Origin of the sequence: Megasphaera sp. DJF_B143 (assembly GCF_900320625.1) — a bacterium.
Taxonomy (GTDB): Bacteria; Bacillota; Negativicutes; order Veillonellales; family Megasphaeraceae; genus Megasphaera; species Megasphaera hexanoica.
This window is the reverse complement of sequence record NZ_ONTA01000197.1, coordinates 1-6,776: the sequence shown is the minus strand read 5'-3', so window position 1 is coordinate 6,776 and position 6,776 is coordinate 1. Positions and strand designations below refer to the sequence as shown.

6 protein-coding genes are annotated in these 6,776 nt (G+C 53.7%); 5 read left to right on the top strand and 1 reads right to left on the bottom strand.

Annotated elements, in window-relative coordinates; genetic code table 11:
* A partial coding sequence (locus tag DBO31_RS06090; protein WP_234995416.1) for a thiamine pyrophosphate-dependent enzyme occupies nt 1-1,044 on the top strand: 1,044 nt, incomplete at its 5' end.
* 115 nt (nt 1,045-1,159) lie between these two features.
* Here DBO31_RS06090 and DBO31_RS06085 read toward each other — a convergent pair.
* A complete protein-coding gene (locus DBO31_RS06085) occupies nt 1,160-1,600 on the bottom strand; it encodes a hypothetical protein (RefSeq protein WP_059076331.1) in 441 nt (146 codons plus the stop codon).
* A gap of 219 nt (nt 1,601-1,819) precedes the next feature.
* On the opposite strand from DBO31_RS06085, the gene DBO31_RS06080 reads away from it, so the two are divergent.
* The 4 genes from DBO31_RS06080 to DBO31_RS09505 form a co-directional block, all read left to right on the top strand.
* Nucleotides 1,820-3,211, top strand: coding sequence for an NAD(P)/FAD-dependent oxidoreductase (locus tag DBO31_RS06080; protein WP_150824698.1), 1,392 nt, complete (start codon nt 1,820-1,822; stop codon nt 3,209-3,211).
* A gap of 72 nt (nt 3,212-3,283) precedes the next feature.
* Nucleotides 3,284-5,017 (top strand): proline--tRNA ligase, encoded by a 1,734-nt coding sequence (locus DBO31_RS06075; protein WP_150824697.1) that lies wholly within the window; start codon nt 3,284-3,286, stop codon nt 5,015-5,017.
* 105 nt (nt 5,018-5,122) lie between these two features.
* Nucleotides 5,123-6,415 carry an adenylosuccinate lyase gene (gene purB / locus DBO31_RS06070; protein WP_150824696.1) on the top strand — a complete coding sequence of 431 codons (1,293 nt, stop codon included), beginning with the start codon at nt 5,123-5,125 and terminating at the stop codon, nt 6,413-6,415.
* Between the two features lie 48 nt (nt 6,416-6,463).
* The coding region (locus tag DBO31_RS09505) for an aminotransferase class V-fold PLP-dependent enzyme (protein ID WP_369907346.1) at nt 6,464-6,776 on the top strand (313 nt) is incomplete at its 3' end.

The following is a 6,776-nucleotide window of genomic DNA, read 5'->3' as shown; positions in this document are numbered from 1 at the left end:
TTCGGCGATCGCATGATGGTTGCCAATGCTCACGGCTGTTCCTCCGTATGGGGCGGCAGTGCTCCGGACTGCGGTTATACGAAGAATGCCCAGGGTCATGGCCCGGCATGGTCTACGTCCCTGTTCGAAGATAACGCCGAATATGGCTTTGGCATGATGCTGGCAGAACAGGCCGAACGCAAGCTCCTGGAAAAATATATGGACGACGCTATGGACGTTGCCAGCCCGCAGCTGCAGGAAGCATTCAAGGACTGGAAAGAACATAAACTGGAAGGCGAAGGCTCGCGGCAGCGTTCCGATGCTATCATCGCTCTGCTGGAACAGGAAAAAGAAGGCAAGCCGGCTCTGGAACAGGTATATGAAATGAAGAAGTTCCTCGTCAAACGTAGCCAGTGGATCTTCGGCGGCGACGGCTGGGCTTATGATATCGGCTATGGCGGCCTGGATCACGTACTGGCCCAGGGTCAGGATATCAACGTCCTCGTATTCGATACGGAAGTATATTCCAACACGGGCGGCCAGGCTTCCAAAGCAACGCCGACAGCAGCTGTTGCCCAGTTCGCAGCTTCCGGCAAGAAGACGAAGAAGAAAGACCTGGGCATGATGGAAGCCCAGTACGGATATATCTATGTAGCTCAGGTTGCTATGGGTGCTGATAAGAATCAGTTCCTGAAAGCCCTGAAAGAAGCAGAAGCCTATAAAGGTCCGTCTCTGATCATCGGCTATGCACCGTGCATCAACCATGGTCTGAAAGTAGGCCAGGGACAGAGCCAGCTGGAAGAAAAACGGGCTGTCGAAGCCGGATACTGGCATCTGTGGAGATACAATCCGGAACTCAAGAAACAGGGCAAGAACCCGTTCACACTCGATTCGAAACCGCCAACAGCAAACTTCCGCGATTTCCTCATGGGCGAAACACGGTTCGCTTCCTTGAAACGCACCTTCCCGGATACGGCAGAAGCTCTGTTTGAAAAGACGGAACAGGATGCCAAAGAACGGTATGAAGGATATGTACGCCTGACGAAAGCCTATGATGAAAAATAACACAGGCGTCATGAGCTGTAAAGCTTAATGATACATACACTCTTGTGTTTATGAGCACAGATACCCCCGGGGAAATCCCCGGGGGTATCTGCTATATTGGATTGATTCTTTCAGCCTACCCTTTGATCCGCTGGCGTTTGTTACCTACGACGAGGTAGCGGCTGATACTGCGGTAGACCATGAAGGTAAAGAAGAAGAAACCGAACAGGAATACCAGAGCGTAATCCAGTGTGAGCGGTTCGTCCTGTACGTAGTACCAGGCACAGATGAGGGTCAGTATAAGGCTGCCGTACATGGATATAAGGACACTGACCGTCCGCTGTCCGCGGTCGCGCATGGAAAAGAATTCTTTGTAATGGATATAAAAACCGATAGTCGAGAGGATAAGCGCTGCCGTGACGATGCCGATGGCGAGAACGCTCAGCTGGAAGTAAAGTGAGACGAGCAGCAGTACCATGAGGAAGAGAGTGCACAGGAAAATGCCTTCCTGCCGGCGGATGTCCTGTTTGTCTTCTTCTTCGTAGGTACGGGCGTCCCGGTTGCGATGACGTGCCATGGAATCACCTCCTTTAAGTTCTTTCTTATTATAGCATATTTACCTTTTGCCGCCATCTCTGGCGATGGGCAGATTTTTTTGCCGGACGGCAGGCAGACGGGCTGCGTTTATTGACATCGGCTCTCCTATATGGTACGCTGAACGAGGATAACTTATACCGAATTCATGACGCCCTGACGGTCATCCCGTGAGGGCGTTTTTATTTGGGAGGCGGAATCGATGAAAGCTGTAAAAAATTATGATGTCATTATTATCGGTGCCGGTCCGGCCGGGATTTTTACGGCTCTGGAGCTGGCAGATAAAGGGTACCGGATCCTTATGGTGGAAAAGGGGCAGGATATCCGCGAACGGATCGCCACGAGCCGTAATCCGCAGGCCCTGGCCAAGGATAAGGTGCGCAATGTCGTCTGCGGCTGGGGCGGTGCCGGTGCGTTCAGTGATGGCAAACTGACGCTGACGACGGAGTTTGGTGGCAATCTCGACGACTATATGTCCCAAGCGGAACTGGCGGAAAAAATCCGCTATGTCGATTCAGTGTACTGCCGGTTCGGCGGGGCCGACCGCAAGGTGTACGGTGATGAAAATCCTGAAGAAATCCGCCGCATCCAGCGCCGGGCAGCTGCGGCCGACCTGCGCTTCATCCCGGCCCGGATCCGTCATCTTGGAACAGACGTCAACGCCCAGATCCTGACGAATATGCGCGATTTCCTCGATGGTAAGGCGGATATCCTGTCCGATACGGCGGTGGAACACATCGTCGTTGAAGACGGCACAGTACGGGGCGTCATCATCGACGGCCAGCTCTACGGCTGCCAGTACCTCGTAGCCGCGCCGGGCCGGGAAGGGTCGGAATGGTTCGTCGGCGAAGTAGAACAGATGGGCCTGTCCCTGACATCCAATGCCGTCGATATCGGCGTCCGCGTCGAAATGCCGGCGGAAATCTTTGAACCCATCACGGATATCGTCTACGAATCGAAACTCATATATTTCAGCAAGTCCTTTGATGATCGCATCCGGACGTTCTGCATGAATCCCTATGGCTTTGTCGTCACGGAAAACAACGACGGCCTTTTGACGGTCAATGGCCACAGCTATGCTCACAAGCGCAGTGAAAACACGAATTTCGCCATTCTCGTTTCCAAGAAATTCACTGAACCGTTCCACGAACCGATCCGCTACGGCAAGTACATCGCCCGCCTGGCCAATATCCTTGGCGGCGGCGTCATCGTACAGCGTCTGGGCGATTTCCTCGACGGCCGCCGCTCGACGCCGGAACGGATCCGCCGCGGTCTCGTGCGGCCGACCATGCCCAGCGCGACACCGGGCGATTTGTCTCTGGTCCTGCCGTACCGCCATATGCTGGATATCAAGGAAATGTTCGAAGCCCTGGATAAGGTAGCGCCGGGAGCTAATTCCCGCCACACACTCTTGTACGGCGTGGAAGTGAAATTCTATTCTAACCGCCTGGAACTGAACAATAAACTGGAAACGAAGATTCCTAATTTCTTTGCCATCGGTGACGGGGCCGGTATCACGCGTGGCCTCGTACAGGCATCGGCAGCTGGTGTCACCGTAGGCCAGGAAATCCTGTCGCGCACGCGGCATCATTGACGCGGCGCCAGAGAGACGATACAATGAAAAGATAGAGATTTTGATCTATACCATACGAGGAGGATGTCATTCATGTTAGCATCGAAGTTATATTGCCCGACGCTGCGCGAAATCCCTGCAGAAGCAGAAATCGCCAGCCATCAGTATATGTTAAAAGCCGGTATGATCCGCAAGAACGGCGGCGGTTTGTATTCGTTCCTGCCCTTGGGACGGCGGGTTGAGCTGAAAATCGAAGCCATTGTCCGCGAAGAAATGGACGGAATCGGCGCACAGGAAATCATGATGCCCATCATGCAGCCGGCAGAAATCTGGCATGAATCGGGACGCTGGAACGCCTACGGACCGGAAATGTTCAAGCTGGAAGACCGTCATGGCAATCATTTCTGTCTGGGACCGACCCACGAAGAACTGATTACGACGCTGGTCCGCAACGAACTGCGCTCGTACAAGCAGCTGCCGGTCACCCTCTGGCAGATGCAGAATAAGTACCGCGATGAAATCCGTCCCCGCTTCGGCCTCATGCGCAGCCGTGAATTTGTCATGAAAGACGCCTATTCGTTTGACGTCGATGCCGAAGGACTGCACAAGAGCTATCAGGATGAATACGATGCCTACACGCGCATCTTTACCCGCTGCGGCCTGAACTTCAAGCCTGTCGAAGCCGACAGCGGCCAGATCGGCGGCAGCCATACCCACGAATTCATGGCCCTGGCCGAAGCAGGGGAGGCGGAAGTCGTATCGTGCCCGAAGTGCGAATACGCGGCAGATATTGAAAAGGCTGAACCGGCAGCCCTTGCGATGGCAGCAGAAGACGCAAAGAATCTGGAACTCATCGAAACGCCGGGCTGCTCTACCATTGAAGAACTGGCAGCCTTTATGAAGATTCCCGTAGAAAAGACAATCAAGGCCGTAGCCTTCACTATCGACGGAGAAAAGACGGTCCTCTGCATGGTCCGCGGCGATCACGAAGTCAACGATGTAGCCGTCCAGAATTTCGTTGGCGGCAATGCCATCGAACCGGCGACGGAAGATGAATTGAAGGCCCACGGCCTGCAGCCGGGCTATATGAGCCCCATCGGTGCCGATACGCCCGATAATGAAACGTTCTTCGTCCTCGTCGATCCGACGGCTATGAATGTGCCTAACGGCGTCACCGGTGCCAATAAAGCCGGGTATCATTACCAGAATGTCAATCCGGACCGGGATTTCAAAAACGTCACGGTGGCCACTATCCGCCTGATGGTCGAAGGCGATGCCTGCCCTCATTGCGGCGCGCCGGTACATATCATGCGCGGCATCGAAGTCGGCCAGGTATTTGAATTGGGGACCAAGTATTCCGAATCCCTCCACGCTACCTTCCTCGACCAGGACGGCAAGGCCAAACCGTTCTACATGGGCTGCTACGGCATCGGCGTCACCCGCACCATTGCCGCTGCCATCGAACAGTTCCACGATGATAAAGGCATCATGTGGCCGGTAGCCATTGCTCCGTATGAAGTAGTCATCCTGCCGCTCAACATGAAAGATGAAGAACTGGCCGGTTACGCACAGGATTTGTACCAACAGTTTATGGCCGTTTCCTCTGACGTCGTTCTCGATGACCGCAAGGAACGGGCCGGTGTCAAATTCAACGACGCAGACCTCATCGGCTACCCTGTCCAGGTCGTCATCGGCAAAGATACGAAGAATAACGGCACGGTCGAAATCAAGGTCCGCCGGACGGGCGAAAAAGAAGTCGTAGCCAAGGAACAGGCCCTGACACGGGTACAGGAAATCCTTTCGGATCTGCGCAGCAAAAACATGTAAGAACTGCTGTTCCTGCGCTATTTCCTATGGCTCTGGCGGCAGGGATGGTGTATAATAAAGCGTAAGCTTATTTCCAATATACATCTGTTCAAAGGAGAGATACTCGTGATAGAACGTTATACAAAAGAAGAAATGGGTAAGATCTGGGCTGAATACAATGAATGGAATACTATGAAAGAAGTAGAAATCCTGGCCAGCGAAGCCCAGGCTGAACTGGGGAACGTCCCAAAGGAAGCGGCGAAGGAAATCCGCGAAAAAGCTGCTTTTACGGTAGAACGCATCCATGAAATCGAAGCCGAAACCCATCATGACATTGCCGCTTTTGTATCCACGTTGTCTGAAAATATCGGCGAAGCCGGCAAGTATGTCCATCTCGGCCTGACATCGACCGATGTCAAAGATACGGCACTGGGCTACATGCTCAAACAGGCATCGGATATCCTCATCAAGGACCTGGAAAACTTCCATGCCGTCCTGCGCCGCCGTGCCGTCGAATTCAAATACACTCCCTGTATCGGCCGTACTCATGGAATCCATGCCGAAGCGACTACGTTCGGCCTGAAATTATGCAACTGGATGGCTGAAATCGAACGGGATATCGACCGCATGAAACACGCCAAAAAGACCATCGCCGTCGGCAAGATTTCCGGCGCCGTCGGTACCTATGCCGATATCGACCCGTTCGTTGAAAAATACGTCTGCGAACACCTGGGCATCGAAGCTTCTCCGATTTCTTCCCAGACTTTGCAGCGTGACCGCCATGCCGAATACGTGACGACTCTGGCCGTCATCGCCAGCTCCATCGACAAGATGGCAACGGAAATCCGTCATCTCCAACGGACAGAAGTACGGGAAGCAGAAGAATATTTCAGCCCCAAACAGAAGGGCTCGTCCATCATGCCCCACAAGCGCAATCCCATTACGTGTGAACGCATGTGCGGCCTGGCCCGCGTCATCCGCGGCAATGCCCAGGCAGCCCTGGAAGATGTCGCTCTCTGGCATGAACGGGATATCTCCCATTCGTCCGTCGAACGGGTTATCCTGCCGGACAGCACCATTGCCCTGGACTACATGCTCCAGACCTTTACCCGCGTCATCGACCGTCTCCTCGTATATCCTGACAAGATGATGAAGGACCTCAACCTGACCGGCGGCCTTATCTACAGCCCGATCATCCTCAACACGCTCGTAGAAAAAGGCGCCGTCCGCGAACAGGCGTATCGCTGGGTACAGCGCAATGCCATGAAACGCTGGCTCGAAGGGGAAGATTTCCTGGAAAACCTGAAGAAAGACGAAGACGTAAAGAAATATATGACGGCAGAAGAAATCGAAGGCTGCGTCGACGTCAACAAGATGCTCCGCCATGTCGATACTATCTTCGCCCGCTTCGGCATCTGATCCAGCCGGCTATAGACGATACAATATAAGAAAGAGGGGAGCTGCAGCATGTTACAGATGCCGGCAGCTCCCCGTTTTTGTATAAAAAAGAGAGGCCGCCAGACGAACCGGTTTAATAGCCTGCGAACGGCAGTTTCTTCGTCAAACATCAAACATCAAACATCAAACTATCTATCCCGGAGGTGTACTATGTACTATTTTGACAATGCGGCTACGACGGTACAGAAGCCGCCGGCTGTTGCTGAGGCGGTGTACGAAGTGCTTCATAGCGGCCTGTATGGCAATCCGTCCCGTGGCGCCCACGGGTATTCCCTGCGGGCGTATGAACTGGTGCTGGAGGCCAAAGAGCAGGTAAAAGGCC

Bases quoted from the DNA above. Each gene is read 5' to 3' on its own strand.
- DBO31_RS06085 (WP_059076331.1), bottom strand. From the start codon at position 1,600: ATGGCACGTCATCGCAACCGGGACGCCCGTACCTACGAAGAAGAAGAC.
- DBO31_RS06080 (WP_150824698.1), top strand. From the start codon at position 1,820: ATGAAAGCTGTAAAAAATTATGATGTCATTATTATCGGTGCCGGTCCG.
- DBO31_RS06075 (WP_150824697.1), top strand. From the start codon at position 3,284: ATGTTAGCATCGAAGTTATATTGCCCGACGCTGCGCGAAATCCCTGCA.